The sequence below is a fragment of the Lactobacillus sp. WILCCON 0059 genome, from assembly GCF_057197985.1.
In genome coordinates this window covers 1,929,875-1,956,448 of the sequence record NZ_JBUBHN010000001.1, presented here as the reverse complement: position 1 = coordinate 1,956,448, position 26,574 = coordinate 1,929,875, and the positions used below count along the sequence as shown (strand labels likewise).

General features: G+C 51.0%; 18 protein-coding genes, 1 tRNA gene and 3 rRNA genes. 18 read left to right on the top strand and 4 right to left on the bottom strand.

Annotated elements, in window-relative coordinates; genetic code table 11:
* The first annotated feature begins 142 nt into the window (after nt 1-142).
* From ACYVUT_RS09140 to ACYVUT_RS09115, 6 genes are all read left to right on the top strand, one after another.
* On the top strand, nt 143-310 hold the full coding sequence (locus ACYVUT_RS09140; RefSeq protein WP_484500697.1) for a hypothetical protein: 168 nt from the start codon (nt 143-145) through the stop codon (nt 308-310).
* A 264-nt stretch (nt 311-574) separates the two neighbouring features.
* Complete coding sequence (locus ACYVUT_RS09135) at nt 575-1,909, top strand: family 4 glycosyl hydrolase (RefSeq protein WP_484498920.1); 1,335 nt, start codon at nt 575-577, stop codon at nt 1,907-1,909.
* A 70-nt stretch (nt 1,910-1,979) separates the two neighbouring features.
* Nucleotides 1,980-3,863, top strand: a complete 1,884-nt coding sequence (locus ACYVUT_RS09130; protein ID WP_484500696.1) for a PTS sugar transporter subunit IIBC — start codon at nt 1,980-1,982, stop codon at nt 3,861-3,863.
* Nucleotides 3,864-3,956: 93 nt separating this feature from the next.
* On the top strand, nt 3,957-4,739 hold the full coding sequence (locus tag ACYVUT_RS09125; RefSeq protein WP_484500695.1) for a MurR/RpiR family transcriptional regulator: 783 nt from the start codon (nt 3,957-3,959) through the stop codon (nt 4,737-4,739).
* Nucleotides 4,739-5,239: a hypothetical protein gene (locus tag ACYVUT_RS09120; RefSeq protein WP_439775893.1), complete on the top strand. Its 501-nt coding sequence runs from the start codon at nt 4,739-4,741 to the stop codon at nt 5,237-5,239. Before ACYVUT_RS09125 ends, ACYVUT_RS09120 begins: the two co-directional genes overlap by 1 nt.
* 5 nt (nt 5,240-5,244) lie before the next feature.
* Nucleotides 5,245-5,733, top strand: coding sequence for a PTS sugar transporter subunit IIA (locus ACYVUT_RS09115; RefSeq protein WP_439775897.1), 489 nt, complete (start codon nt 5,245-5,247; stop codon nt 5,731-5,733).
* A gap of 169 nt (nt 5,734-5,902) precedes the next feature.
* Here the strand turns inward: ACYVUT_RS09115 and ACYVUT_RS09110 are convergent, their stop codons facing one another.
* Complete coding sequence (locus ACYVUT_RS09110) at nt 5,903-6,376, bottom strand: GNAT family N-acetyltransferase (protein WP_484500694.1); 474 nt, start codon at nt 6,374-6,376, stop codon at nt 5,903-5,905.
* A 233-nt stretch (nt 6,377-6,609) separates the two neighbouring features.
* On the opposite strand from ACYVUT_RS09110, the gene sufC reads away from it, so the two are divergent.
* From sufC to sufB, 5 genes are read left to right on the top strand one after another with little or no spacing between them, the layout of a single operon-like run.
* The gene (sufC, locus tag ACYVUT_RS09105) at nt 6,610-7,389 is read left to right on the top strand and encodes a Fe-S cluster assembly ATPase SufC (protein WP_484500693.1); all 780 of its coding nucleotides are present in this window, start codon (nt 6,610-6,612) and stop codon (nt 7,387-7,389) included.
* A gap of 9 nt (nt 7,390-7,398) precedes the next feature.
* The gene (gene sufD / locus ACYVUT_RS09100) at nt 7,399-8,562 is read left to right on the top strand and encodes a Fe-S cluster assembly protein SufD (RefSeq protein ID WP_484501908.1); all 1,164 of its coding nucleotides are present in this window, start codon (nt 7,399-7,401) and stop codon (nt 8,560-8,562) included.
* Nucleotides 8,543-9,757: a SufS family cysteine desulfurase gene (locus ACYVUT_RS09095; protein ID WP_484500691.1), complete on the top strand. Its 1,215-nt coding sequence runs from the start codon at nt 8,543-8,545 to the stop codon at nt 9,755-9,757. The genes sufD and ACYVUT_RS09095 overlap by 20 nt, the downstream gene beginning before the upstream one ends.
* Entirely contained in the window at nt 9,744-10,184 is a 441-nt protein-coding gene (gene sufU / locus ACYVUT_RS09090) for a Fe-S cluster assembly sulfur transfer protein SufU (protein ID WP_484500690.1), read from the top strand. Before ACYVUT_RS09095 ends, sufU begins: the two co-directional genes overlap by 14 nt.
* Nucleotides 10,185-11,612: a Fe-S cluster assembly protein SufB gene (sufB, locus tag ACYVUT_RS09085; protein ID WP_439775554.1), complete on the top strand. Its 1,428-nt coding sequence runs from the start codon at nt 10,185-10,187 to the stop codon at nt 11,610-11,612.
* Between the two features lie 45 nt (nt 11,613-11,657).
* Here the strand turns inward: sufB and ACYVUT_RS09080 are convergent, their stop codons facing one another.
* Together ACYVUT_RS09080 and ACYVUT_RS09075 are read right to left on the bottom strand one after the other, a co-directional pair.
* Nucleotides 11,658-13,295, bottom strand: coding sequence for an amino acid ABC transporter ATP-binding/permease protein (locus tag ACYVUT_RS09080; protein WP_484500689.1), 1,638 nt, complete (start codon nt 13,293-13,295; stop codon nt 11,658-11,660).
* Entirely contained in the window at nt 13,285-14,994 is a 1,710-nt protein-coding gene (locus ACYVUT_RS09075) for an ABC transporter ATP-binding protein/permease (RefSeq protein WP_484501907.1), read from the bottom strand. Before ACYVUT_RS09075 ends, ACYVUT_RS09080 begins: the two co-directional genes overlap by 11 nt.
* A 711-nt stretch (nt 14,995-15,705) precedes the next feature.
* Between ACYVUT_RS09075 and ACYVUT_RS09070 the strand changes: the two genes are divergently transcribed.
* From ACYVUT_RS09070 to rrf, 3 genes are all read left to right on the top strand, one after another.
* Nucleotides 15,706-17,268 (top strand): 16S ribosomal RNA (locus ACYVUT_RS09070).
* A 218-nt stretch (nt 17,269-17,486) separates the two neighbouring features.
* A 23S ribosomal RNA gene (locus ACYVUT_RS09065) occupies nt 17,487-20,393 on the top strand.
* Nucleotides 20,394-20,463: 70 nt separating this feature from the next.
* Nucleotides 20,464-20,580 (top strand): 5S ribosomal RNA (rrf, locus tag ACYVUT_RS09060).
* The 16S, 23S and 5S rRNA genes sit together here, the layout of an rRNA operon.
* Nucleotides 20,581-20,858: 278 nt before the next feature.
* Here rrf and nhaC read toward each other — a convergent pair.
* A complete protein-coding gene (nhaC, locus tag ACYVUT_RS09055) occupies nt 20,859-22,235 on the bottom strand; it encodes a Na+/H+ antiporter NhaC (RefSeq protein ID WP_484501906.1) in 1,377 nt (458 codons plus the stop codon).
* Nucleotides 22,236-22,724: 489 nt separating this feature from the next.
* On the opposite strand from nhaC, the gene ACYVUT_RS09050 reads away from it, so the two are divergent.
* The 4 genes from ACYVUT_RS09050 (at nt 22,725) to ACYVUT_RS09035 (ending at nt 26,553) form a co-directional block, all read left to right on the top strand.
* Nucleotides 22,725-24,095: an ISNCY family transposase gene (locus ACYVUT_RS09050; RefSeq protein ID WP_484501413.1), complete on the top strand. Its 1,371-nt coding sequence runs from the start codon at nt 22,725-22,727 to the stop codon at nt 24,093-24,095.
* Nucleotides 24,096-24,360: 265 nt separating this feature from the next.
* Nucleotides 24,361-24,448: transfer RNA gene (locus tag ACYVUT_RS09045), tRNA-Ser, on the top strand.
* Nucleotides 24,449-24,717: 269 nt separating this feature from the next.
* Nucleotides 24,718-25,722, top strand: a complete 1,005-nt coding sequence (locus ACYVUT_RS09040; RefSeq protein WP_439774807.1) for a PTS sugar transporter subunit IIB — start codon at nt 24,718-24,720, stop codon at nt 25,720-25,722.
* An 18-nt stretch (nt 25,723-25,740) separates the two neighbouring features.
* The gene (locus tag ACYVUT_RS09035; protein WP_439774806.1) at nt 25,741-26,553 is read left to right on the top strand and encodes a PTS mannose/fructose/sorbose transporter subunit IIC; all 813 of its coding nucleotides are present in this window, start codon (nt 25,741-25,743) and stop codon (nt 26,551-26,553) included.
* The last annotated feature ends 21 nt before the right edge of the window (nt 26,554-26,574 follow it).

Here is a 26,574-nt window from a genome sequence, read left to right as displayed (position 1 = left end):
TCCGCCGGAAGGCGGATTTTTTGTATTCACGTATACTTATCTACATATTAAGCTTTCAAAAAAGTCCTTGAAAAGGCCAGCATTAGTTGTAGAATGGATATAAGCAAAAAAATTAGTTTAGAGTGATAGAAAGAGGATAGCAATGGGTTTTTGGATGATGCTTTTGTCTGGCTTGATTGGTCTGGGCTTGGTAATTTTTGGGGTTGAAAAGGATATGCCAAAGGGGCAGAAGATCATTTTTTGGGGGATCGGTGCTGCTCTGCTGATCTTCGCTGTGGCCTTGGCTCTGCCAAATGGTCTGCAGCTTTAGTTAACTAAATTAAGTCAATCGCGAGGTACTGGCAAGACCAGTGCCTTTTTTCTTTGCAAAAATTCTTCCAGCTTGCTTTCCGAAATATTTTTCGCCCTTGCGAAATACTTTTCTCAATCTGAAATATGGTCCGTTGTTTTCGTAAACGCTTTACATATCTGGAAGCGGTGACATAATTAAAGTGTAAGCTAGCTCACGGGAGGTCGGGGCGCCTGAAAGGCCCCATGTGATGAAACAATGTCTTTTGTAAGGAGCAATTGATTTATGTCAGACAAGAAATTTTCAGTAGTTATTGCCGGCGGTGGCAGTACCTTCACCCCTGGCTTTGTCATCAGTCTCTGTGCCAACCAAGACAAGCTTCCCCTGCGGAAACTGAAACTGTACGACATTGATGCTGACCGGCAAAAGAAGATCGGTGACGCCTGCGCCATCATCGTCAAGGAAAAGGCACCGCAAGTCGAATTCGAATATACGACTGACCCGGAAGAAGCCTTCACTGACGTTGACTTCGTCTTGGGCTCAATCAGAGTCGGCAAGTACGAAATGCGCAGCCAGGATGAAAAGATTCCTTTGAAGTACGGGGTCAACGGCCAGGAAACTACCGGCCCCGGAGGCATGGCCTACGGTTTGCGGTCAATCCCGGCCATCATTGAAATCATCGACTTCATGGAAAAGTACTCGCCAAACGCTTGGATGGTCAACTACTCCAACACGATCGCGATTGTTTCTGAAGCCTGCCGGCGCTTCCGCCCGAACTCCAAGGTCGTCAACATCTGCGACATGCCAATCGATGACATGGGCAGAATGGCTGCCATTGCCGGGCTCAAGAGCTTCAAGGACCTCGACTTTACCTACTACGGCTTGAACCACTTCGGCTGGTGGAAGAGCGTCACCAACAAGAAGACCGGGGAAGACCTGATGCCGCTTTTGAAAGACTATGTCAAGAAGAACGGCTACTATGTGGGTGGAGACTTCGACAAGGAAACCGAAGCCAGCTGGGTCGCAACTTTCAAGAAGGTTGCTGACTGCTACGCCTTGGACCCGACGACTCTGCCAAACAACTACATGCAGTACTACTACTTCCCGCAATACGAAGTGGAAAACGCCAACCCGCACTACACCAGAACCGATGAAATCCTGGAATACCGGCAAAAGATCGTCTTCGGTGAATGTGCCCGGATCGTCAAGGAAGGCACGGCCAAGGGCAACCTTTGGGAAAGCGAAGTGCACTCCAACTACATCATTGACATCTGCCACGCGATTGCCTTCAACACCCACGAGAAGTACCTGGCCAACATCCCGAACAACGGGGCCATCAGCAACTTCCCAGACGACGCCATCGTTGAAGTGCCTTGCCTCTTTGGCTCAGACGGCGTGCAACCATTGGTAGTTGGTGAAGCCGGCCGCTTCCAATTAGGTCTGATGATGGAACAAGTTACCTGCGAAAAGCTGGTTGTTGATGCTTATGAGCAAAAGTCCTACATCAAGATGCTGCAGGCCTTTGCCTTGAACAAGACTGTTCCAGACGCTAGCGTTGCCAAGAAGATCCTGGACGACATGATGGTCGTCAACAAGCCTTACTGGCCGGATTTGAAGTAGTCAGAATGAATTGAAATAAGAAACAACAAGCAAGATACTTGCAATAAGCAGCAAGGGAGGAAGATTGCTTATGATGCAGAAACTGCAGAAATTCGGGGCGGCTATGTTCGTGCCTGTCCTGCTTTTCTCTTTCGCCGGTATCGTGGTTGCCTTGACCAGCCTGTTCAACAACCCGTTGATCTTTGGCTCGCTGGCAAACACTAATACCTTCTGGTACGGTCTTTGGGACACCGTTCAACAAGGTGGCTGGACCGTCTTTAACCAAGTCGACATGCTCTTCGTGGTCGGCCTGCCAATCGGGCTGGCTAAGAAGGCCCATGGGCGGGCAGCCATGGAAGCCATCGTTACCTACTGGACTTTCAACTACTTTATCGCTGGTTTTCTGACCCACTGGGGCGCCTTCTTCGGCCTTAAGGACTACGTCAAGACCCAGATCGTGGCCAACTCAACCAACAATGGTTTGACCATGATTGCCGGGATCAAGACCCTGGACACCAGTATCGTTGGTTCCCTGGTCATTGCCGGTATCGTGGTTTGGCTGCACAACCGCTACTTTGACAAGAAGCTGCCGGACTTCCTGGGTACCTTCCAGGGCTCAGCCTTCGTTGTCATCCTGGGCTTCGTGGCTATGTTCCCAGTTGCCTTCCTGACCTGCCTTATCTGGCCAAAGGTGCAAATGGGTATCACTGCTTTGCAGGAATTCATGGCTTCCAGCGGCTTGATCGGGGTTTGGATCTTCAACTTCCTGAACCGGGTTCTGATCCCAACCGGCCTGCACCACTTGGTCTACATTCCATTCCAATACGGCCCAGCCGTTGTTGCTGGGGGGCTGCAGCCATGGTGGCTCAAGCACTTGACTGAATTTGCCGAAAGCACCAAGAGCTTGAAGAGCCTGGCTCCAAACATGGGCTTCATGCTTTACGGGAATGAAAAAGTCTTCCTTGTGCCAGCCATCTGCCTGGCCTTCTACCACACCGCCAAGAAGAACAAGAAGAAGCAGACTTCAGCCTTGCTTTTGCCAGCTGCTTTGACTTCATTCCTGGCTGGGATTACCGAACCTGTTGACTTTACCTACCTCTTCGCGGCTCCAATCCTCTGGGTTGTCTACTCAGTTCTGGCCGCAACCATGAACACGACCATGTACATCTTCGGCGTTGTCGGCCAAATGACTGACGGGGCCATCGGGATTGCTTCTATGAACTGGCTGCCACTCTGGGCTAACCACTGGCACACTTACATGGCCCAATTCATCATTGGTCTGATCTATGCCGTTATCATCTACTTCGTCTTCCGCTTCATGATCGTCAAGTTCAACTACGCTACTCCAGGCCGGGAAGCTGACGACCAGGAAGTCAAGCTGATGAACAAGAAGCAATACAAGGAAGCCAAGGCTGCTGAACAAGCAGCTGAAGCTGCCGGGCAAAACTCCTCTGACCCATACATCGCCAGAGCTACGGCTTACACGACTCTCTTGGGCGGGCCGGAAAACATTGCTGAAATCACTTCCTGCGCTACCCGTTTGCGGGTAACTGTCAAGGACCCTGACAAGGTCGGTGCCGACGCTGCCTTCAGAAAGAACCAGGCAGTCGGGGTTGTCCGTCACGGTTCAGCCATCCAGGTCATCGTTGGTCTGGACGTTGCCCAAGTTCTGGAAAGAATTGAAAGCATCATCGCCGACAGCGGCAATACCGTTGCCAAGGCTGAAGCCGATCCTGACGAAGAAAAGGCTACCGGCTACCTGGACCTGCTGGGCGGCAGAAGCAACATCAAGGACTTGACCTCCTGCTCAACCAGAGTAAGAGCCCACGTCTTTGACACTAAGAAGGTCGCTGCTGACGATGACTTCAAGAAGGTCGGGGCCAGTGCCGTTGAAAGACGGGATGACCAGGAAATCGACATCGTGGTCGGCCTGGAAGCTGAACGAGTTGTCGATAAAATGAAAGAAATTATGTAAGTAGTGTAAGCCTTTTAAATTGGTCTGAAAGCGTAAAAGTGCTATTCTGTTAACTAGGTGAAAACGTCAACAAGTTAGCAAGAGGAGACTTTTATGGCAGGACTAAAAGCACGAATCGTGGACAAATCAAGCGATCTCAATCCATCGGATAAGAAGATCTTGAATTACTTGCTGAACAATGCTGCTGAATGCAGCGAACTCAGTCTGGCGAAATTGGCCAAGAAACTTTATGTTTCAGAATCGGCCATTTTTCGCTTATGCAAGAAGATCGGTCTAAGTGGCTACAGTGAATTGAAATACGAGCTGGCGGATTTTTCCAAGGGGGAGAAGCAAATGGTCAAGCAACAGGATACCTTTGCCGAGCGCCTGGTCAAAAATCTCCGTTCAGAGCTCAGCTATTTCAGAACTCTGGATTTTGAAAGCTTCTATTCGACCTTAAACCAGACGAAAAATATCTACATTTACACCACCGGCTGGCAACAGGCATCAATCGCCAGTTATCTCTCCAACCAGCTGTTGGTGAATGTGGGCAAGCCGACGGTCATCATGCCGTCAGCGATTAGTGAATTGAAGATGTCGAAGAATTGGCTGCAAGATCATGACCAATTGATCGTGATTTCCTTCTCCGGGGAAGATCCCGACTTGTGCCAGCTCCTAGAAGAGCTGCACCTGGTCAACGCGGATTTGACGATTACTTCGCTGACGACCATCAAGGAGAGCCGGCTGGCCAGCCTGTCTGACTACAGTCTCTTTTTCCAGCCAAGTCTCTTCCATGAGAGCATCAGCACCAAGAACTGGGCTTTTAGTCCGGCTTACATAATGATTGATTTATTGATTAACGGCTACTGCGAGTGGCTGAGAAAAGAGGATGAATAATGCAGGAGAAAGCTTTGAATTGGCTGGACAGGTTGACCAAGTCAGCAGGTCTGACGCCGAAAAGAATTTTAAAGATCTACACCTTTGTCCTCTTTTTCGCCCCGCTGGCCTACCTGCTGCTTTTGCAGCTGCGGGCCGGGGCGGCCAAGCAGACGATCACTGACTTTATCGCGGCCAGTCCCGCGACCACGGTGTCAATCATCGTGGCAGCCGGTGACTTCCTCTTGGGCTACCTCTGCTGGATTGACGGCGGGGCCCTCTTGGCCGACCGGCGCCAGTATATGAAGTTTATGAAGCTGCAGCTGTGGACCCAGCTGATCGTTGGCAACTGGTTCTGCCTTCTCTTCGCCATTTTTGCCCTGCGGCGGGGAGGAGATCTGCCTGAAGAGAGCAAGGTAAAGCCGAGCCAGCTGCTGTCCTTGACCTACTTGATTGCTTCTTTATTCGTAATTTGTTTTGTATTCTATGTAGTTCTCGCCTTTAGAGCGGTGAAAGGGTGATGTTCATGTTTAATTTCTTTAAAAAGTCCAAGTCAAAAGGCAATGAAGTCAAGGCGCCCATCAAGGGCAATCTGATTCCCCTGTCCGAAGTCAGCGATGACGTCTTCTCCCAAAAGATGCTGGGCGACGGTTTTGCCGTTAAGCCGACCGGCCAGGAAGTAGTTGCCCCGGTTTCCGGGACCATTACCACTCTTTTTCCAACCAAGCACGCCATCGGCATCAAGACGGCTGAAGGGCTGGAAGTCCTGATCCACTTGGGGATCGACACGGTGGAACTGAAGGGGGAACCCTTCAAGCTTTTCGTCGACCAAGGCGATTCTGTCAAGGCCGGCGACAAGCTGGCTGAAATGGACATCAAGGCAGTTGCTGACCACGGCCTGGACAACACGGTCATGGTGGTTTACACAAACATGGACCTGCTTAAAGAAGTCAAGGATGTCGACCCGCGCCCTGTAGAGGCGGGTGACGACGCGCAGGAAATTGTCTTTAACTAACGCGCGGCGCGATGATTTTTACCATTTTTAACATTACTCTTTAATCCAAATCTTTTATTTTTACTCCTCTATTTAATAAAACTTTCTTTACTAACTCACAAATCGCCAGACTGCTCCGGGACCTTTCCCGGGGCAGTTTTTTGCATGAAAAAAGCAGCCTTGCGGCTGCTTAGGCGAGGGATTTAGCCATCATTTGGTGGGGGATGCCGGCTTCCATGAAGACGGGGCCAACATCGTGGTAGCCATTGGCCAGGTAGAAGTCCCGGGCACTGGCCTGGGCGTGGAGGTAAAGCTCCTGGGTCAAGTCGTTTTCCAAGACATAGTTCTCAATGGCCTTTAAAAGCTGGCTGGCGATGCCGCGGTGGCGGGCAACTTTTTGCACGGCGACCCGGCCGATGTAAAAGCGGCCTTCTTCGTTAAAGAAGCGGGCGGCGGCCAGGGCATTGCTCTTGTCCTCGTTTAAAAGGAAAACGTGATAAGCGGAAAGGTCCTGGTCATCCAGTTCAGGAACCGTGATTTCCTGCTCGGCGACGAAAACGTCATCGCGGATTCTGGACAGGCAGAAGACCTCCCGGGCAGAGAGCTCGTTAAAAGGCTTGACTTGGATTTCTTTGGCAAAGTCGTTTTTTTGACGTTTTTTCACGGTTGACAGAGTTCCTTTCCATAACTGCTTGATTATGTTTAGCTATTGTAGCAGGCTAAAAAGATTTGTCAAATCACTTGCTTATTTTCTGAAAAAAGTCGGATATTTTTCTGCTGATTTGCAATCTTTTAAAAAATCGCATATTTCTCCTTTTGCCCTCTGTAACCACTAGGTCTTGTGTGCTATAAATAGACGTGACACTAAATTTTGTAGATAACTAGTTGAGGTGAGTCATGTCAGAGTTAGCAATCACTGATTTGCACGTAGAAATTGCCGGCAAGGAGATTCTCAAAGGGGTCAACCTCCAGCTTAAAACCGGAGAGATCCATGCCATTATGGGGCCAAATGGGACGGGGAAGTCAACCCTGTCAGAAGCCATTATGGGCAACCCGGCATATAAGGTGACCCAGGGGTCTGTCAAGCTGGATGGGCAAGAACTGCTGGATTTGCCAGTTGACGAGCGGGCCCGGGCCGGCCTCTTTTTGGCCATGCAGTACCCGGCTGAAATCCCCGGCGTCAGCAACGCCGAATTCATCCGGGGCGCCTTGAACGCCCGCCGGCCGGAAGGCGATCCAGTCCCGGCCAGGGAATTTCTCCAAGAGCTCTATGAAAAGATGGACTTTTTGGACATGAAGGCTGAAATGGCCCAGCGCTACTTGAACCAGGGCTTTTCCGGCGGGGAAAAGAAGCGCAACGAGATCTTGCAGATGCTGATGATCAAGCCTAAGTTCGCGATTTTAGACGAGATCGACTCGGGCCTGGACATCGATGCCTTGAAGGTGGTCTCAAAAGGGGTCAACGACTTGCGGGGGCCGGACTTCGGCGCCTTGATGATCACCCACTACCAGCGCCTTTTGGACTACGTGGTGCCTGACAAGGTCCATGTCATGATGGGCGGCCGGGTCGTGGCTGAAGGCGGGCCGGATTTGGCCAAGCGCCTGGAAAAGGAAGGCTATACCAAGCTGCGCGATGAGCTGGGCCTGGATATTGAACTGACAGATGAAGACGTTTAAGGAGGTAGCATGACCGCACAAGCATGGTTTGCAAAAATGCAGGCAGAAGCCGCTGCCGCTTTGCCGGACTTGCCTAGGCCCGACTTTGCCAAGGTGGACTACCGGGCCTGGCCCCTGTCTTTGACCCGGCCCTTGCAAAAGACGGCAGCTTTTTCCATTGAAGCTGGAGCTGAATTTTGGACAAAAGGCTGCGTCGCCTGCGACTGGGAGACGGCTTTAACTGAGCACGGGGACCTGGTGGAAAAGTACTTTGGCCGGGCGGCCAGCTTTAAGGAAAACCGCCTTTTAGCCGAAAACGTGGCCAAAATGGAGCAAGGGCTCTTCGTCTATGTGCCAGACAACGTAGCCTTGGCTGAACCCTTGACGGTGACTTATTTGCAAGATGGCCAAAAGCAAGAGGACTTTGCCTTGCACGTCTTGCTCGTCGCCGGGAAGAACGCGGATTTTTCCTATTTTGAAAAAGTGGCCAGCCAAGGAGACAACGAAGCTACCGCCAACCTGGTGGTGGAGATCTGCGCCTTAGCCGGCAGCCGGGTTAAGTATGCCGGAATCGACCGCTTGAGCAAAAACACGACCGCCTACTTAAAGCGGGTGGCCTGGGTCGGCCGGGACGCCAAAGTTGACTGGGCCATGGGGATGCTGAGCGACGGGAAGATTCTGGCTGACTATGACTCCGACCTTTACGGGCAGGGAGCCAGAGCTGAGATGAACGTGATCGCCATCACTATCGGCGACCAGGTCCAGGGCCTGAACACCGTCGTCAATAATTACGGCAAAAAGTCAGATGGCCGCATCCTCCAGCACGGGGTGATCCTGCAGAAGTCCTGCCTGGTCTTCAACGGGATCGGCCATGTCATGAAGGGGGCAAAGGGGGCCAACGCCCAGCAGGAAAACCGGGTCTTGATGCTGTCCAGGTCGGCCAGAGGGGATGCCAACCCTATCCTTTTGATCGATGACAACGATGTTTTTGCCGGGCACGCGGCTAGCGTCGGCCGGGTCGATGACCAGCAGCTCTATTACCTGATGAGCCGGGGCCTGCCCAAGCCTTTGGCTGAGCGTTTAGTCATCCGGGGCTTTTTGGGTCCGGTTTTGACCAAGATCCCGGAAGCCAGCCGGCAGCCTTTGTTTGCAATGGTAGAAAGAAAGCTGATCGATGGACAAGAATTGGAATAAATTCCGGCAGGATTTTCCCATCCTGGCTGAAAAAATGAATGGCGAGCCCTTGGTCTACCTGGATAACGCGGCGACCAGCCAGAAGCCCAAGTGCGTGATTGAGGCAATCAATACTTTTTATCAAAAGGAAAACGCCAATATCTACCGGGGAACCTACGCTTTGTCGGCAAAGGCAACTGAGGCTTACGAAGGGGTCCGGCAGAAAGTCGGTGATTTTATCAATGCCGAGGCCAGTGAAATAGTTTTTACCAAGGGAACGACTTCAGCCATCAATTTGGCTGCCTTTGGCTATTTTTCGCGGCATTTAAAAAAGGGAGACGAGATCGCGTTAACTGCCGCCGAGCACCACAGCAATCTGGTCCCTTGGCAGCAGCTTGCCGCCTTGACTGGGGCCAAGCTGGTCTTTTTGCCCCTGGACAAAAAGGGCCGGGTTGACTTAAAGGAAGCAGAAAAAGTCATGTCTGACCGCCTCCGCCTTTTGGCCTTGGCCCAAGTTACCAATGTCTTAGGGACTGAGCAAGCGGTCAAAGAGCTGGCCGCTTTGGCCAAAAAGCGCGGGGCCCTGGTCTTAGTCGACGGGGCCCAGGCAGCGGGCCATTTGCCGGTTGACGTCAAAAAATTAGGCGCTGACTTTTACGCTTTTTCCGCCCATAAGATGCTGGGCCAGACCGGGACCGGGGTCTTGTATGGCCGAAAAGAACTCTTAGACCAGACCCAGCCTTTGGAATTTGGCGGGGAGATGATCCAGGAGGTCAGCAAAACTACAGCAACTTTCAAGCCGGCCCCGCAAAAGTTTGAGGCTGGCAGCCAGAATGTGTCCGGCGTAGTTGCCCTGGGAGCAGCGATTGACTATTTGAATGAAATCGGCTTAGACGCTGTTAAAGACAGGGAAGCAGAATTAGGCCAGGCCATGGCTGCCGGCTTGAGAAAAACGGGAGTCACGGTTTACGGCCAAGGTGGCGGCATCGTCTCTTTCAACCTGCCTGGCGTTCACCCCCATGATCTGGCAACGGCCCTGGACGCCCAGGGCATTGCCATCCGGGCCGGCCAGCACTGCGCCCAGCCCATGATGGACTGGTTAGGAGTCAAGGCAGTTGCCCGGGCCAGCGCGGCTTTTTACAATAACGAAGCTGATGTGGAAGCCTTGATTAAGGGGGTTCAGGCGGCGAAGGAGTTTTTCAATGGCACTAGATGATTTAAAGCAGGTCTACCAGGCAGTCCTTTTGGACTACGCGGCTAGCCAAAAATACCGGCAGCCTTTGGCCAGTCCGACAAAGGTGGTCAGCCTGGTCAATGAAAGCTGCGGGGACCGGTTGACCTTGCAAGTCGAAATCGCCGATGGCAAGATCGTGCAGGTCGCCTGCCTGGCTGAGGGATGCACGATCTCCCAGGCTTCAGCGGCGATCATGGCCGGCTTGGTCGACCAGGCCCCAGTTGAAAAAGCACTTGCTCTTTTGCCAATTTTTTGGCGGATGCTTGAAGGAGAAAAAATCAGCCAGGAAGAAGAAAAGGAGCTGGGCGACGCGGCCCTTTTACAGGGCGTTTCCCGCTTTCCGGCCCGGGTCAAGTGCGCGGGTCTGGCCTGGCAAGGCTTGAGTGAAGCAATAGAAAGGAAAAATTAGATGACCGCTGAAAAAGATGAAACCTTACAGGCCCTGGACCAGGACTACCAGTACGGCTTCAAAGACGAGATCGAACCCATCTATACCACGGGTACAGGCTTGAGTGAAGAGGTGGTCCGGCAGATTTCCGCGGCGAAAAATGAGCCGGACTGGATGCTGGACTTCCGCCTCAAGGCCTACCAGACCTATCTTAAAATGCCCCTGCCGACTTTTGGCCCGGATTTGACCAAGATCGACTTTGACCACTTGAACTACTTCCGCCGGGATGCCAAAAAGGCGGTCCGGGACTGGGACGAGGTGCCGGACAAGATCAAGGAGACCTTTGAAAAGCTGGGTGTTCCCCAGGCCGAGCGCCAGTATCTGGCCGGATCATCCGCCCAGTACGAGTCAGAAGTCGTTTATGAAAAAATCAAAGAGGACCTGGCCCGGCAGGGCGTTTTGTTCATGTCAACCGACGCCGCCGTCCAAGTGGTGCCTGATTTGGTCAAAAAGTACTTTGGTAAGCTGGTCAAGCCGGATGACAACAAGATGGCGGCCCTCAACTCCGCCGTCTGGTCCGGTGGGACTTTTATCTACGTGCCAAAAGGGGTTCAGGCCAAAGTCCCGATTCAGAGCTACTTCCGGATCAATGCCGGCAATTCCGGCCAGTTTGAGCGGACCTTGATCATTGTCGATGAAGGGGCCAGCGTCAACTATGTGGAAGGCTGCACGGCACCCAACTATTCAGCTGACAGTCTGCACGCGGCGGTCGTGGAGGTCAATGTCTTAAAAGACGCCTACTGCCGCTACACGACCATCCAGAACTGGTCAGACAATGTCTACAGCTTGGAAACCAAGCGGGCGCAAGCTCTGGAGAACGCGACCATGGAATGGGTGGACGGCAATCTTGGCTCTAAAGTTACCATGAAGTACCCCAGCGTCTACCTAAACGGCCGCCGGGCCCGGGGGACCATGCTGTCGATTGCTTTTGCCGGCTGCGACTCAAATGGCCAGGGGATCGACTCCGACACTGGTGCCCGGATGGTTCATAATGCTCCCCAGACCACCAGCTCCATTGTTTCCAAGTCCCTTTGCAAAGATGGGGGCCGGGTGGACTACCGGGGGCAGGTCCGCTTCAATCCGGACAGTGATGGGTCTTTGGCCCATGTGGAATGTGACACCATCATCATGGATGACAAGTCAGCCAGCAATACGATTCCTTATAATGAGGTTTTGAACGGGAACGTCTCCATGGAGCATGAGGCCAAGGTGTCCAAAATTTCTGAAGAGCAGCTCTACTATTTGATGAGCCGGGGGATTTCAGAAGCCAAGGCCACGGAGATGATCGTGATGGGATTTTTGGAACCCTTCACCAAGGAACTGCCGATGGAATACGCGGTGGAACTGAACCGCCTGATCAAGTACCAGATGGTGGGCTCGATCGGCTAAGATGAAGCAAAAAAACGTCTGGAATTTCTTCCAGGCGTTTTTAGTTTATTCGCGGCTTGGCAGCTCGATGACCTGGTCGGCGATGGCCAGGGTGCTGAGCCGGTGGGAGACCAGGATCACGGTCTTGCCGTGTCTGGCTTCCTTGAGGGCCTTGAGGATGATGCCTTCGTTTAAGGCGTCGAGGTTGGCAGTGATTTCGTCTAAAAGGAGAAGTTCGCCTCCGTGCAGGAAGGCCCGGGCGATCCCGATCCGCTGCTTTTGCCCGGCTGACAGGCTGTTGCCATTTTCGCCCAGCAGGCTGTCGTAGCCTTTGGGCAGGGTCATGATAAAGTCGTGGATGTTGGCCATTTTGGCGCAGGCGACTACTTCTTCGCGGCTGGCGGATTTGCCCAGTTTGATGTTGTTTTCAACCGTGTCCGTAGCCAGCCAGGTCTCCTGGGGCATGTAGCTTTCCAGGCCCCGGAGGGCGGAAGTTTCGATGTCCTTGATGTTGGTCTCTGAAATTGCCACTTGCCCTTTTTGCACGTCATAGAAGCGGGCGAGGAGCTTGAGGATGGTGGATTTACCGCTGCCGCTTGGGGCGTGGATGCCGATGATTTTTCCTTTAGGAATGGTCAAGGAGTAGTCTTCTAGGACTGGCCGGTCTCCATCTGGGTAGGTGAAGGCAACTTTTTCTAAGCTGGCTGAGGAAAAAGCCGGCTTGACCCCGGCCGCGTTTTCTTCTACGACTGGCTCTTCAGCCAAGATTGCCAATACCCGGCGGGCACTGGCGACAGTTTCGGTCAAGCCTGTCGAGAGAGCGGAAAGGGCGCTGACCGGGCCAAAGCTGGCCAGCGCGGCGCTGGTTGCTGTTAAGCTCTGGCTAAAGGGCAGGTGAAGGAGCCGCGTGGTCAAAAAGAGCATGGTACTTGCGGCTAAAAGGATGACCAGGCTCGTCAAGGTCTGCTGAAGGGCAGTCAGCTGGTTTAGCTTGGCCCGGCTTTGGGTCAGGTCCTGGTCAGTTGCTGCCAATTCTTTTTTCCGCTTATCTCCTTGCCCGTACTGGAGGCTTTCTGCCAAACCCAGAATCGAGTCCAGCATAAAGTTGCTGATCTGGCCCATTTTTTCCCGGATATCCTGGCCAGGGAGGCTGGAGAAGCGGGAAAAAACAAGTGGGATGACGAGGCCGGCCAGGGCGTAAAAAATTAGGGCCAAAAGGGCACAGGCGAATGAGTAGCGGGCAAAGAAGGCCAGCAGGCAAATGGTATAGACGCAGGCGATGGCGATGGGGGAAATGGTGTGGGCGTAAAAGACCTCCAGGAGCTCGATGTCGCTGGTGATAAGGGAAAGCAGGTCCCCCTTGTCCTTGCCTTCCAATTTAGCGGGGCTGAGCAGACGGAGTTTATGGAAGACTTTGACCCTGATTAGGGCCAGCATTTTAAAAGCGAGCAAGTGGTTGCAGTAGTGCTCTCCGTAGTGGAGGATTCCCCGGGAAAAGGCGCAGATGAGGAGAAGGATAATCAAGGCAGAAGCATTTTGTCCGTTAATTAATTTGCCAGCCGCGGCCACGGCATTGATGGTGACGAAGCTGGCGGCTAATTGGCCGGCGCTGCCCAAGATGATGGCCAGGACCATGACCGGCCAGAGGGGCTTGACCAGGCCCAGCAGGCGCCAGAGGATCTTAAAGTTGCTGTTATTCTTCATGCTTTCCTCCAAATTTCGCGTAATTTTCCAGGTCAGCCTGGTCTTTAAAGAGCTGGGCGTAGGAAGTTCCCTTGGCTAAGAGTTCTTCATGTTTGCCCTTTTCAACTAAGCGACCTTTTTCCAAAAAGTAGATCTGGTCGCTCTTAGTGACGTTGGCCAGGCGGTGGGAGATGAGGATGACGGTCTTCTTTTGAGCAAGTTCGTGCAAGACGGCCATGATGGCGGCTTCGCTTTCCAGGTCGATATTGGAAGTGGCCTCATCGAAGATGTAGATCTGGCTGTCTTTTAAAAGTGCCCGGGCCAGGGCCAGGCGCTGCTTTTGCCCGCCGGAGAGGTTGGTCGCCCCGGCTGTCAGCTGGTAGTCCAGGCCGGAATTTTTGGCCAAAAAGTCCCAGAGGCGGACTTCCTTTAAGGCGGTGACTAAGTCGCTGTCACTGGCTGGTCCGGCCATAAGCAGGTTGTCTTTGACGCTGCCCTTGAAAAGGTAGCTGCCTGAAGTGACTAGGGTGACGGTTTTTTGCCAGGCGGAAGGGGAAAGATCGGATAAAGGGATGCCGGCAATCGTGATTTGCCCCTTGCTTGGCGACAGGCGGCCGGCTAGAAGAGCGGCCAGGGTGCTTTTACCCGATCCAGACAGGCCAACGACGGAAGTAAAGCCGGGGGCAGGGATGGACAGATTGATCTGGCTCAAAGCGGCTTGGTCAGCGTCCGGGTAGGTAAAGGAAAGATCTTTGACGGAAATATCGGTATTTTCCGGCAGGGAAATTTGCCCGGCGGCTTTTTCTGGCAGGTCCAGGAAGGCAAAAATCTGGTCACTGGCCTTCATGCCGTTCATGCCAATATGGAAGTAGCGGCCCAGCTGCCGCATGGGAAGGAAGTAGGCAGCGGCCAAGAGAATCAAGATGATGGCTCCTTGCTTGTCCACCTGTCCTTGGCGCAGGTTATTAAGGGCAATGACGATCCCGCAGGCAGCGCCGCCATAGGCCACGGTATCCATGACCACGGTGCTGAGCAGCTGCATGGTCAGGACTTTCATGGTAATCTGCCGGAAGTGTTCAGATTCTGCTGCCAGTTCGGCTTCAGCCGCGGAATCGTTTTGGTAGACCTTTAAAGTAGTCATGCCCTGCATTTTTTCCAAAAAAGTATCGGCTAATTGGTGGTAGATGGCAAAGTAGCGGCTGAGGATTTTTTTAGCGACCAGCATGACGACCATGATGACGATGGGAATCAGAGGCACAGCGCATAAAAGGAAGATGCTGGCCGGGGCATCGATTTTGACCAAGATGGCAAAAAGGGTCAAGGGAGCCAGGAAGGCATAGGCAAACTGGCTGAGGTAGCGGCTGAAGTAGCTGTCGACGGATTCAATCCCTTCGCCGGTCAATTGGACAAGTTCGGCTGGCTTGACTGCTTCTTTATAGCTGTCGCCTAAAATAAGCAGCTTGGCGTAGATTTTTGGCCGCAAGACTTCTTTGACTTTGGCGCTAGCGTGGAAGCTGGCCTGGTTATAGGCGTACTGGCCCAAAAGCTGGATAGCAGCGCCAGCGAGTAAGGCAAGCCAGGAATTTTGCCCGGTTAAGATTTGCGCCAGGGCAAAGATAAAGACGATTTGGCCCAATAAAGAGAGCCATTGGCAGAGGATCTGCCAGAGGACATAGCGGCTGGAAGAGCCCAGCTGCTTGATAAGACGGATTTTGATCATGGAAGTTGGATCAGCCTTTCTAAACAAGAAAACAATAGTCCAAAATGGAATATAGAACATAAAGGACACAAGAAAAATTATATGAAAAATCAAGGGGATTTGATAACTGTACCGAGGCAGAAAAAGTGAGGGAAAGGGCTGTCATAAGCCCAATATCGCGGCGACTTTATTTTCGAAGATCTTCTTATAAGCGAGACAAACAAGCAGATAAAGGAAAAAGAGAGTTAATAAGAACAGTTAAAAGAGAAAAGAGAAGCTAAAAAAGAAAAATAGAAAAGATAAAAACATTTTTCTCGGCAAAAAAGAGCAAAAAGCGAACGAAGAATTCATTGAGGAATTAAAAAGAAAGATAAAGCAGAATAAAAGAAGCAGAACCGACAAGGCTAAATATTACAACACCACCTGCTGTTCCTCACGTAACCCGGATGAAAAGGTTAATTTGACCTTTCAAAAATAACGAGTATACTAATATTTGTTGCCGCGTGAGACAGGAAGTTCTCGCGGAGGCAAAAAAGAAAATATCGAAAACTTGTTGACAAGAATCAAACAAGCGAGTAAGATATAAAACGTTGCGTCACTTGACGCAAGTTGGTACTTTGAAAACTGAACAAAGTTTCGCAGTGTGCGGGTCAAACATTGTTTGATCCAAACAAATAAGCGAAGTCAATTCGCAAGCAAATAATCTGGAGCAGATTAAAAAGGCTCAATTTTCAAATTGAGAGTTTGATCCTGGCTCAGGACGAACGCTGGCGGCGTGCCTAATACATGCAAGTCGAGCGAGCTGAATTCAAAGATTCCTTCGGGATGATTTGTTGGACGCTAGCGGCGGATGGGTGAGTAACACGTGGGCAATCTGCCCTAAAGACTGGGATACCACTTGGAAACAGGTGCTAATACCGGATAACAACATGAATCGCATGATTCAAGTTTGAAAGGCGGCTTTTAGCTGTCACTTTAGGATGAGCCCGCGGCGCATTAGCTAGTTGGTGGGGTAAAGGCCTACCAAGGCAATGATGCGTAGCCGAGTTGAGAGACTGATCGGCCACATTGGGACTGAGACACGGCCCAAACTCCTACGGGAGGCAGCAGTAGGGAATCTTCCACAATGGACGCAAGTCTGATGGAGCAACGCCGCGTGAGTGAAGAAGGTTTTCGGATCGTAAAGCTCTGTTGTTGGTGAAGAAGGATAGAGGCAGTAACTGGTCTTTATTTGACGGTAATCAACCAGAAAGTCACGGCTAACTACGTGCCAGCAGCCGCGGTAATACGTAGGTGGCAAGCGTTGTCCGGATTTATTGGGCGTAAAGCGAGCGCAGGCGGAATGATAAGTCTGATGTGAAAGCCCACGGCTCAACCGTGGAACTGCATCGGAAACTGTCATTCTTGAGTGCAGAAGAGGAGAGTGGAACTCCATGTGTAGCGGTGGAATGCGTAGATATATGGAAGAACACCAGTGGCGAAGGCGGCTCTCTGGTCTGCAACTGACGCTGAGGCTCGAAAGCATGGGTAGCGAACAGGATTAGATACCCTGGTAGTCCATGCCGTAAACGATGAGCGCTAGGTGTTGGGGACTTTCCGGTTCTCAGTGCCGCAGCAAACGCATTAAGCGCTCCGCCTGGGGAGTACGACCGCAAGGTTGAAACTCAAAGGAATTGACGGGGGCCCGCACAAGCGGTGGAGCATGTGGTTTAATTCGAAGCAACGCGAAGAACCTTACCAGGTCTTGACATCCTGTGACAAACTTAGAGATAAGTCTTTCCCTTCGGGGACGCAGTGACAGGTGGTGCATGGCTGTCGTCAGCTCGTGTCGTGAGATGTTGGGTTAAGTCCCGCAACGAGCGCAACCCTTGTCTTTAGTTGCCATCATTAAGTTGGGCACTCTAAAGAGACTGCCGGTGACAAACCGGAGGAAGGTGGGGATGACGTCAAGTCATCATGCCCCTTATGACCTGGGCTACACACGTGCTACAATGGGCAGTACAACGAGAAGCGAACCTGTGAAGGCAAGCGGATCTCTTAAAGCTGTTCTCAGTTCGGACTGCAGGCTGCAACTCGCCTGCACGAAGCTGGAATCGCTAGTAATCGCGGATCAGCACGCCGCGGTGAATACGTTCCCGGGCCTTGTACACACCGCCCGTCACACCATGGAAGTCTGCAATGCCCAAAGTCGGTGGGATAACCATTAGGAGTCAGCCGCCTAAGGCAGGGCAGATGACTGGGGTGAAGTCGTAACAAGGTAGCCGTAGGAGAACCTGCGGCTGGATCACCTCCTTTCTAAGGAAAGACACACAATCAGAGAGTGGGAACACTAATAGACGATTGTGAGTTACGGAAGCACACTGCAAAAGAAACTTTGTTCAGTTTTGAGAGTACCAACTCTCACTTGTACGTTGAAAACTGAATATCTTAATTCCAAGAAAAAACCGAGAATCATTGAGATCAATGAAAACATTGCAAAGCGACCGAGAGAGTTCGAAAGAACAAACTTGCAAGGTCAAGTGAAGAAGGGCGCACGGTGAATGCCTTGGCACTGGAAGCCGATGAAGGACGCGACTAACCGCGAAAGTCTTCGGGGAGCCGTAAGTAGGCTTTGATCCGGAGGTCTCCGAATGGGGGAACCCAGCATGTGCAGACATGCTATTCTTGTGTGAATACATAGCACAAGAAAGGAACACGCAGTGAACTGAAACATCTAAGTAGCTGCAGGAAGAGAAAGAAATATCGATTTCCCAAGTAGCGGCGAGCGAACAGGAAAGAGCCCAAACCGGCAGATTTATCTGCCGGGGTTGTAGGACTGAAACATGGCACTTCAGAGGATAGCAGAAGCGTTTGGGAAGACGCGCCAGAGAGGGTGAGAGCCCCGTAAGCGAAATCCAAAGAAGGCCTATCAGTATCCTGAGTAGGGCGGGACACGTGAAATCCCGTTTGAATCCGCGAGGACCATCTCGCAAGGCTAAATACTAACCAGTGACCGATAGTGAACCAGTACCGTGAGGGAAAGGTGAAAAGAACCCCGGGAGGGGAGTGAAAGAGAACCTGAAACCGTGTGCCTACAAGTAGTCAAAGCCCGTTAAGGGGTAATGGCGTGCCTTTTGTAGAATGAACCGGCGAGTTGCGTTAGTCAGCAAGGTTAAGTCAGAAAAGACGGAGCCGCAGCGAAAGCGAGTCTGAAGAGGGCGAGCAGTTGGCTGACGCAGACCCGAAACCAAGTGACCTACCCATGACCAGGTTGAAGGCGCGGTAAAACGCGCTGGAGGACCGAACCCACGTAAGTTGAAAATTGCGGGGATGAGTTGTGGGTAGCGGTGAAATTCCAAACGAACTTGGAGATAGCTGGTTCTCTCCGAAATAGCTTTAGGGCTAGCCTCGCAAAGAGGATGCTGGAGGTAGAGCTCTGTTTGGACTAGGGGCCCGTCAAGGGTTACTGAATTCAGATAAACTGCGAATTCCAGACATTTATGTGCGGGAGTCAGACTGCGAGTGATAAGATCCGTAGTCGAAAGGGAAACAGCCCAGATCACCAGTTAAGGTCCCAAAATTCATGCTAAGTGGAAAAGGATGTGGAGTTGCGCAGACAACTAGGACGTTGGCTCAGAAGCAGCCATCATTCAAAGAGTGCGTAATAGCTCACTAGTCGAGTGACGCCGCGCCGAAAATTTACCGGGGCTAAGCATGATACCGAAACTGTGGATGTGCATTATGCACGTGGTAGGAGAGCGTTCTAGCGGCGGTGAAGCATGATCGAGAGGACATGTGGAGCTTCTAGAAGTGAGAATGCCGGTATGAGTAACGAAAGACAGGTGAGAATCCTGTCCGCCGCAAGACTAAGGTTTCCTGGGGCAGGCTCGTCCGCCCAGGGTAAGTCGGGACCTAAGGCGAGGCCGAGAGGCGTAGTCGATGGACAACAGGTTGAGATTCCTGTACTGCACCGAATCGTTATGAGCGATGGAGGGACGCAGGAGGCTAGCAGCGCGTGGTGCTGGATACCACGTTCAAGCGTCAAGTCTGAGAGCGAGTCAAATGCTTGCTCTCATAAGGACAAGGCGTGATGAGGAGCGAAATTAAAGTAGCGAAGGCTGCGACGTCACACTGCCGAGAAAAGCTTCTAGCCAGAGACGGTGCACCCGTACCGCAAACCGACACAGGTAGTCGAGGAGAGTATCCTCAGGTGAGCGAGAGAACTCTCGTTAAGGAACTCGGCAAAATGGCCCCGTAACTTCGGGAGAAGGGGCGCTGGTCGCAAGATCAGCCGCAGTGAAAAGGCCCAAGCAACTGTTTATCAAAAACACAGGCATCTGCAAAATCGTAAGATGAAGTATAGGTGCTGACACCTGCCCGGTGCTGGAAGGTTAAGAGGAGAGCTTAGCGCAAGCGAAGGTTTGAATTGAAGCCCCAGTAAACGGCGGCCGTAACTATAACGGTCCTAAGGTAGCGAAATTCCTTGTCGGGTAAGTTCCGACCTGCACGAAAGGTGTAATGATTTGGGCACTGTCTCAACGAGAGACTCGGTGAAATTATAATACCCGTGAAGATGCGGGTTACCCGCGACAGGACGGAAAGACCCCATGGAGCTTTACTGCAGTTTAATATTGGGTATCTGTCAAGCATGTACAGGATAGGTAGGAGCCGGAGAAGATAGGACGCCAGTCTTATCTGAGGCGCTGTTGGGATACTACCCTTGCTTGACGGATGCTCTAACTCAGGCCTGTGATCCAGGCCGAGGACAGTGTTTGACGGGCAGTTTGACTGGGGCGGTCGCCTCCTAAAGTGTAACGGAGGCGCCCAAAGGTTCCCTCAGAATGGTTGGAAATCATTCGCAGAGTGTAAAGGTAAAAGGGAGCTTGACTGCGAGAGAGACAACTCGAGCAGGTACGAAAGTAGGGCTTAGTGATCTGGTGGTACCGCATGGAAGGGCCATCACTCAACGGATAAAAGCTACCCTGGGGATAACAGGCTTATCTCCCCCAAGAGTTCACATCGACGGGGAGGTTTGGCACCTCGATGTCGGCTCGTCGCATCCTGGGGCTGAAGTCGGTCCCAAGGGTTGGGCTGTTCGCCCATTAAAGCGGCACGCGAGCTGGGTTCAGAACGTCGTGAGACAGTTCGGTCCCTATCCGTCGTGGGCGCAGGAAATTTGAGAGGAGCTGTCCTTAGTACGAGAGGACCGGGATGGACGCACCGCTGGTGTACCAGTTGTCTTGCCAAAGGCATCGCTGGGTAGCTATGTGCGGACGGGATAAGCGCTGAAAGCATCTAAGTGCGAAGCCCCCCTCAAGATGAGATTTCCCATTTCTTCAAGAAAGTAAGACACCTCAGAGACGATGAGGTAGATAGGCCGGGAGTGGAAGAAGCGTGAGCTTTGGAGCGGACCGGTACTAATCAGTCGAGGACTTGACCAAAAGAGCAAAGCAATGAAGGTTTTGACTTGGAAGAGATATTCAGTTTTGAGCGTGCAAGCTCAAGTAAGAGTGCGGTGGCAATGGCAAGAAGGATACACCTGTTCCCATGCCGAACACAGCAGTTAAGCTTCTTAACGCCGAAAGTAGTTGGTGGGAAACTGCCTGCGAGGATAGGAAGCTGCCGCGCGAGACAAGAGTCAGACGGAAGTCTGGCTCTTTTTGTTTTTCTTGGTTTTTGTGCTATAATACCTACTAGATCAACTTATATGCTAGATGCCTTATTTAACTTGTGACACATGCATATGGAGTTGATTTTTTTATTGATATGAACAATATAGCCTTCTGCTGGTTAATGTCTGCAGAAGGCTGTTTTCCTTTTTGCGTTGAGGACTATCAAAGAAAAAGTGTTGAACAACTACTCTGCTTGGTAGTTATTCAACACTAAACTGCTATTATTCTGATATTCTATTTACTTGCCTTCTTCCACTTCAAGCCAATACCGGTAAAACCACTGAGAATGGAGAAGACTGGTGACAAGAGGCTGAACATGGTGAAGGGGAGGAAGTCCAAGACTGGTACGCCTAAAGCAGAGGCGACGAAGGAACCAGCCACCCCCCAAGGGATCAAGTAGTTGATGACGCTGCCCCCGTCTTCCAAGACCCGGCTGAGGGCCAGGGGATCAAGGCCGATCCGCTTGTAAGCTGGCTTAAAGGCGTTGGCCGGCAGGATAACTGACAAGTATTGTTCACCGACGAAGAGGTTGATCCCGATCCCGGCCATGATCGTCGTCAAAATCAGCCAGCCTGGCTTCTTCAAACGGTCAACCAGGGGCTTCATGGCGCTGTCGATGATGCCCAGGTGCATCAAGATCCCGCCCAGGGCCAGGGTCATGATAATCAAGGAAACAGTCCCCATCATGCTGGAGATCCCGCCCCGGGTCAAGAGGGCGTCAACGGTCTTGTTGCCGGAATTTGAAACGTAGCCGGATTCAATCAGCGTAGCCAGCTTTTGCATCTTGAAGCCCGGATTCTGGACGAAAATCATGGCAACGGACAAGAAGATGTTGGCAAAAAGAGTTTGAATGGCTGGCACCTTTTTCCACGCACAGGCAAACATCAAGATGATCGGCAAAGCTGCCCAGAAGGAGACTGAGAAGTGCTGGCGGAGGCTGCTTTCTACAGCCGCGATGCCGGCTAAGGAAGTTGCCTTATTGCTCTGGCCCAGGAAGAAGAAAAAGAGCAAAGAACCAATAAAGGCAGGAATGGTTGACCACATCATGTTCTTGATATGGTCAAAAAGGTCGGCTTCAGCTACCGCAGAAGCCAGGTTGGTTGAGTCAGACAGAGGAGACATCTTGTCGCCAAAGACGGCGCCGGAGATGATGGCCCCAGCCGTCAAAGCCGGGTTGATGCCCAAAGTGCTCCCCATCCCGAAGAGGGCGATCCCGACGGTAGACACGGTCGTAAAACCGGACCCGATGGCCAGGCCGACCAAGGAGCAGACCAAGAAGACCGATGGTACGAAGAAGTGGCTGCTGATCATGTGAAAGCCCAGGACCATCAAGGATGGAATGATCCCAGCCTGGATCCAGACAGCAATCAAGGTCCCAATTAAAAGGAAGATAAAGATCGGGACAATGGCCGTGGAAATCCCCTGGCTGATCCCCTTCATGACTTCTTCCCATTCAAAGCCGCGGATCTGCAGCCAGAAGATGAGCAAGGCGATGACGGTCAGGACCGGGATCTGCGGGGACAGGCCAAAGCCGATGACGCCCCAGCCGAGAATGACCAGCATCAAAATAAGAATAGTTACTGCTTCTTTAAAAGAGATTTGTTTGTTCATGTGTTTTTCCTTAGTTAAAATCCAGTATTACTTATTGATTGAAACCAAGGCTTGATATCGTTTCATATTTTTCCTTTCTTAAAAACAAAAAGCCCCAGCCGAGTCGGTTGACTCAGGCTGGGGCGCTTATCGGCACGGTACCACCCAACTTTGCAGCATGCTGCACTCGTTTTAGCCGTAACGGGGCTAGACCGGCCGAGCATCTTGATCCTGTAATTCGCTGCTCCAGGCCTGTCCGGTTCGCATCAACCACCGGTTTTCTGAGCGCTGAGCCTGGCTGCTACTGAATGATCACTCGAAATTCATGTTTACTACTATAACATTAAGAGCTTTATTAAGCAACGGCTTTGCTTAATTATTTTTTAAGCTTGTGTTTAACAAGTGATAATGTCTTAAGTAATAACAGAGAAAAATGTCCCAAAAAGGTAAATGTCTGAGATAATCTCCATATATCGGAGGTTACGGACAATGAAGAAAGTTAGGTTAACTATGAAGTACGAAGAACAATACAGAATCATCAAAGAGCTGGTTGATCATGGCGGAAACAAGAAAAGAGCTGCCCTTATCTTGGGGATCTCTGTCAGACAGCTGAACAGAAGAATCAACCAGTATCGAAGCAAAGGAAAAGCGGCCTTTGTTCATGGGAACGCCGGTCGCTTACCTGTTAATTGTCTCACCACAGAAATTAACAAACAAATTGTAACTCTATATCGCACCAAATATCAAGACTGCAACTTGACTCACTTCGTTGAGCTACTTGAAGAAATCGAGCACATCTCTGTTTCTTACACCAAGGTCTATAACCTGCTTAAGGACAATTACATCCTTTCGCCAAAGCCTTGGAGGCAAACTAAGCGGAAAATGGCCAAAAAGAAGTGGTACCGGGATCACCCAAAGCAGACAACCAAAGTTTCCGAAGAGGTTATCGACCACCAGGTAGCCTTGGAAGACGCACATCCTCGCCATGAGCGCTGTAAGTACTTCGGTGAGGAAATTCAAATGGATGCCTCTTCCCTGCTCTGGTTTGGCGATAAGAAGGCTCACCTGCACCTAGCCATAGACAACGCCACAGGTAACCTGGTCGGCGCCTACTTCGACTGGCAGGAGACTCTGAATGCATACTACCACGTCTATGAGCAGATTCTCGTGGATTACGGTATCCCTCTTAGATTCAAGACCGATAATCGGACTGTTTTCAACTACGAGACGGCTAAGACCAAGGCAGAGCACAAAGATGTACTTACGCAATTTGGTTATGCCTGCAAGACCCTCGGAACAGATATCGTAACCACTAGCGTCTCACAGGCCAAAGGCATGGTAGAACGGGCGAATCAGACCGTACAGAGCCGTTTGAAGCCCGAACTGAGGCTTCACAATATTACTACAATCGAAGATGCCAACAAGTATCTCCGGGAGGTTTTTGTGCCAAAATTCAACGAGAAGTTTGGACAAGATGTAGGCAAATTTGAATCAGCTTTCGACGACAGCCCTGATGGCGAGAAGATCAACTACACGCTGGCAGTACTATCTCCACGCACGTTTGACAGCGGCTCGGCTATCTCCTACAAGAATCACTATTATCAAGCCACAGATGCCTCAAACAAGCTTATTTGCTTTGCCAAAGGCACTAAATGCCTGGTTATCCAAGCGTTAGATGGCCAGTTGTTGGTCACCGTTGACGAGAAAGTGTATGCTTTAACCGAGATTCCGAAGAATGCCAAGGTCTCTCCGGATCTCGACTTTGAGACCAAGAAGAAGAAACCGCGGAAAAAGTATATTCCACCGATGTCCCATCCTTGGAAGCGGGCTTCGTTCATTGAGCAGCAGGAAAAAGCGCACAAGTATCACAGATTCACATAAAAATAGCGGGGAAAATTCCCCGCTAATAATTTAAATTTTACGGGACATTATCCCAAGTTATTGACACGGCTTTGCTTAATTATTTTTTAAGCTAAACGAAAGAGGATAGCTAAAGATAATGAAAAATGAGATATGCTTTCAATTGATTTGCAGAGACCCTGCTTTTGAAAATAAAAAAGCAAGAATTAGCCAGAAAGAGACAAAAAATCTGTCAAAAGGGTTTGACGGACCCGGAAAAGTTTGCTAATATTAATATACATGACTTGGAGTAGTACTCAAGTGGCTGAAGAGGCGCCCTTGCTAAGGGTGTAGGTCGGGAAACTGGCGCCAGAGTTCGAATCTCTGCTACTCCGTTATAACAGCAAATATATAAAGAAAACGACTGATTTAGCTGATCAGCCGTTTTTTCTTTCTCCAAAAAGTATTTTTCCTTCCTTAATTAAATCCGGGATTTTTTCTAAATAATTCAATTTTTAGGCCACTTTTTGCGTTATTGTAATGCATTTTCAGTTATAGAGATAAAATTAACAAAAAAGTTGAAAAAGGTTTCAAGAAAGTGCTTCACGTAAGCGCTTTTTATTGTATAATAGGAACGTACCGAAGTTTTTGAGGAGGAAATATCATGGTAGGAATTGTTTTAGCTAGCCATGGCGGTTTCGCGGACGGCATTGCCGAATCCGCGCAAATGCTCTTTGGCCCACAAGACAATTTTGCCCATGTCATTCTGAAGCCTTCTGAAGGCCCAGATGATATTAAGGGTAAGATGAATGAAGCGATTGCTTCTTTTGCAGACCAGGAAGAAGTTTTGTTCCTGGTCGACCTGTGGGGTGGCACGCCTTTCAACCAGGCCAACGGTTTGCTCGATGGTCACGACAAGTGGGCAATCGTTTCTGGTTTGAACTTGCCAATGGTAGTCGAAGCCTTGACCCAAAGAATGATCAATGACAAGGCTACCGCGCAAGACATCGCAACTGCAATCATTAAGCCAGCCAAGGATGGTATCAAGACCAAGCCTGAAAGCTTAATGCCTGCAGAAGAAAAGGCAGCTGCACCTGCAGCCGCAGCTGGCGCGCCTAAGGAAGCAATCCCAGAAGGGACTGTTTTGGGCGACGGTCACATCAAGATCGTTGGTGCCAGAATTGACTCACGTTTGTTGCACGGTCAAGTTGCAACTGGTTGGATTCCATCACTTCACCCAGACCGGGTTATCGTGGTTTCTGACAAGGTTGCCAAGGACGACCTGCGCAAGAGCATGATCCGTGAAGCTGCTCCAGCTGGTACGGTAGCACACACCGTTCCGCTGAAGAAGATGAAGGAAATCTCTGAAGACCCGCGTTTTGGTACTACGCACGCCTTCTTGTTGTTTGAAAACCCAGAAGATGCTTTGCAAACGATCAAGAACGGCGTAGACATCAAGACTTTGAACGTCGGCTCCATGTCATACAGCAAGGGCAAGGTTAACGCCAACACCGTTCTGTCCATGGACCAGACTGACGTCGACACTTTCCGTGAACTCGAAAAGATGGGCATCAAGTTCGACGTCCGCAAGGTTCCTTCAGACAACCCAGAAAACATGGATTCAATTCTGAAGAAGGCACAAAGCCTGCTCGATGAGCAAAAGAAGTAGTGGGAAAAGGAGTTAAAAATGGACTTAAATGCTATTCAAGTCATCCTGGTGATTGTGGTAGCTTTCCTGGCCGGGATGGAAGGTATCCTGGATGAATGGGAATTCCACCAACCATTGGTTGCATGTACTTTAATCGGTTTAGTTACTGGCAATCTTACCTTGGGTATTATGCTGGGCGGTTCTTTGCAAATGATCGCTTTGGGTTGGGCAAACATCGGTGCCGCTGTCGCACCTGACGCCGCTTTGGCCGCTGTTGCCTCAGCCATCATTTTGATCAAGGGTGGTCAAGGTACCAAGGGTATCGGGACTGCCACCGGTTTGGCCATCACTTTGGCCGTTGCCGGTCTGTTCCTGACTATGTTGGTCCGGACCATTTCAACTGCCATCGTTCACATCATGGACAAGCACGCCGAAGAAGGCAACTGGCGCATGATCAACGTATGGCAATGGATCGCTGTCAGCCTGCAGGGTTTGCGTATCGCCATCCCAGCAGCCTGCTTGCTGGCTATCCCTACTGAAACTGTTAGAAGCGCCTTGGCCGCTATGCCAGCCTGGCTGTCAGATGGTATGACCATCGGTGGTGGTATGGTTGTTGCCGTAGGTTACGCTATGGTTATCAACATGATGGCCAGCCGTGAAGTATGGCCATTCTTCGCCATTGGTTTTGCTTTGGCCGGCGTTAAGGACTTGACTTTGATCGCCTTGGGTGCGATTGGTTTATCCCTGGCTCTGATGTACCTTGCTCTGGAAGACAAGGTAAGCAAGGGCTCTGGCGATGCTGCCGCAGCTGGTACTGGTGACCCGCTGGGCGACATCATTGATGACTATTAGAAATCAAGCCAGAAAGGAGAG

What these genes read in the sequence shown, in the direction of transcription:
- ACYVUT_RS09140 (WP_484500697.1), top strand. Translation starts at nt 143, where the DNA reads ATGGGTTTTTGGATGATGCTTTTGTCTGGCTTGATTGGTCTGGGCTTG.
- ACYVUT_RS09135 (WP_484498920.1), top strand. Translation starts at nt 575, where the DNA reads ATGTCAGACAAGAAATTTTCAGTAGTTATTGCCGGCGGTGGCAGTACC.
- ACYVUT_RS09130 (WP_484500696.1), top strand. Translation starts at nt 1,980, where the DNA reads ATGATGCAGAAACTGCAGAAATTCGGGGCGGCTATGTTCGTGCCTGTC.
- ACYVUT_RS09125 (WP_484500695.1), top strand. Translation starts at nt 3,957, where the DNA reads ATGGCAGGACTAAAAGCACGAATCGTGGACAAATCAAGCGATCTCAAT.
- ACYVUT_RS09120 (WP_439775893.1), top strand. Translation starts at nt 4,739, where the DNA reads ATGCAGGAGAAAGCTTTGAATTGGCTGGACAGGTTGACCAAGTCAGCA.
- ACYVUT_RS09115 (WP_439775897.1), top strand. Translation starts at nt 5,245, where the DNA reads ATGTTTAATTTCTTTAAAAAGTCCAAGTCAAAAGGCAATGAAGTCAAG.
- sufC (WP_484500693.1), top strand. Translation starts at nt 6,610, where the DNA reads ATGTCAGAGTTAGCAATCACTGATTTGCACGTAGAAATTGCCGGCAAG.
- sufD (WP_484501908.1), top strand. Translation starts at nt 7,399, where the DNA reads ATGACCGCACAAGCATGGTTTGCAAAAATGCAGGCAGAAGCCGCTGCC.
- ACYVUT_RS09095 (WP_484500691.1), top strand. Translation starts at nt 8,543, where the DNA reads ATGGACAAGAATTGGAATAAATTCCGGCAGGATTTTCCCATCCTGGCT.
- sufU (WP_484500690.1), top strand. Translation starts at nt 9,744, where the DNA reads ATGGCACTAGATGATTTAAAGCAGGTCTACCAGGCAGTCCTTTTGGAC.
- sufB (WP_439775554.1), top strand. Translation starts at nt 10,185, where the DNA reads ATGACCGCTGAAAAAGATGAAACCTTACAGGCCCTGGACCAGGACTAC.
- ACYVUT_RS09080 (WP_484500689.1), bottom strand. Translation starts at nt 13,295, where the DNA reads ATGAAGAATAACAGCAACTTTAAGATCCTCTGGCGCCTGCTGGGCCTG.
- ACYVUT_RS09075 (WP_484501907.1), bottom strand. Translation starts at nt 14,994, where the DNA reads ATGATCAAAATCCGTCTTATCAAGCAGCTGGGCTCTTCCAGCCGCTAT.
- nhaC (WP_484501906.1), bottom strand. Translation starts at nt 22,235, where the DNA reads ATGAACAAACAAATCTCTTTTAAAGAAGCAGTAACTATTCTTATTTTG.
- ACYVUT_RS09050 (WP_484501413.1), top strand. Translation starts at nt 22,725, where the DNA reads ATGAAGTACGAAGAACAATACAGAATCATCAAAGAGCTGGTTGATCAT.
- ACYVUT_RS09040 (WP_439774807.1), top strand. Translation starts at nt 24,718, where the DNA reads ATGGTAGGAATTGTTTTAGCTAGCCATGGCGGTTTCGCGGACGGCATT.
- ACYVUT_RS09035 (WP_439774806.1), top strand. Translation starts at nt 25,741, where the DNA reads ATGGACTTAAATGCTATTCAAGTCATCCTGGTGATTGTGGTAGCTTTC.